This is a genomic window from Armatimonas sp. (genome assembly GCF_031410135.1).
In the GTDB taxonomy this organism is placed as follows: domain Bacteria; phylum Armatimonadota; class Armatimonadia; order Armatimonadales; family Armatimonadaceae; genus Armatimonas.
In genome coordinates this window covers 1-1,133 of the sequence record NZ_JANNYP010000560.1, presented here as the reverse complement: position 1 = coordinate 1,133, position 1,133 = coordinate 1, and the positions used below count along the sequence as shown (strand labels likewise).

Annotated in this window: 1 protein-coding gene; it reads left to right on the top strand. The window is 49.4% G+C overall.

Features of this window, described 5'->3' with window-relative positions; all coding sequences use genetic code 11:
- Window positions 1–76: 76 nt before the first annotated feature.
- The gene (locus RMO15_RS20650) at window positions 77–1,072 is read left to right on the top strand and encodes an IS5 family transposase (RefSeq protein ID WP_309716389.1); all 996 of its coding nucleotides are present in this window, start codon (window positions 77–79) and stop codon (window positions 1,070–1,072) included.
- The last annotated feature ends 61 nt before the right edge of the window (window positions 1,073–1,133 follow it).

The window sequence follows — 1,133 nt, the reverse complement described above, 5'->3', positions numbered from 1 at the left end:
GGCTTTGTTGCATAACGGGCTAACCCGTATTTTTATCAGGTAGCTACAGGCACGGTTCTGGCAATTATGAAAAGCTGTGAAACGAAACAAAACAACCAAAGAGCCTAAACCCAAAGGGAAAAAGACTTCTTACCGCACCCGTAACTGGAAACAGTATAACACCGCTCTCATCAATCGCGGTAACATCACTCTCTGGATCAACCCAGAGGTTGCTGCTGCATGGAAGGCACAAAGTGACGGGCTGCCTCATAAACAGAAAGTCTATAGCGACCTGGCTATCGAGGTAGTCCTGAGCCTCAAGATTCTTTTCAAACTTCCCCTCCGAGCCGCCCAAGGCTTGGCTATGGCTCTAATAGAAGCCATGAAGCTTGATTTACCCTGCCCCAACTACTCCACCCTCTCGCGCAGAGCCAAGACACTCAAGATTGACCTGGGAGTCAGAAAAACAGGCGAGCCGATTCACCTGCTTGTAGATAGTACAGGTGTCAAAGTGGCAGGCGAGGGGGAGTGGAAAACACGCAAATGGAAAGCCGAGTACCGACGTACTTGGATCAAAGTGCATCTAGGACTCGACCGCAATAGCGGGCAAATCATGGCAGCAGTGGTGACAGATGCCAAAGGAGGCGATCCTGATCACTTCCCGGAAATACTCGATGCCGTTGAAGGCGACATTGAAAAAGTGGGAGCCGATGGCATCTACGATTCGATAGATAACTTTGATCGTATTGCCAAGCGAGGAGCCATCCCCATTATCCCTGCTCGCCTCGGAGCGATAATTCACCCTGAGCCTGAGGCGGCGGCTCGCAATCTTGTGGTTGCTGAGATGGAGCGTCTCTGGGACGATGAAACTCATGATGCTCGTTGGAAGGTTGAAAGTGGCTATCATGCCCGTAGTCGAATTGAGTCGGAGATGTTTCGCTACAAGCAGGTGATTGGCGATAGTGTCAGTACTAAGAATCTTGCTTCTCAGACGGTTGAGGTGTTGCTTGGTTGTCGTATTTTGAATCGTTTCCTTGAATTTGGCCGTTGTGAGAGCTATGCCATCGTGTCGCCTTCTAACCTAGTAACTTAACGAGGTAGGTTCAGAAAATGCAGTTAAGCACGTCTATCCAAAAACGTTATGCAACAAAGCC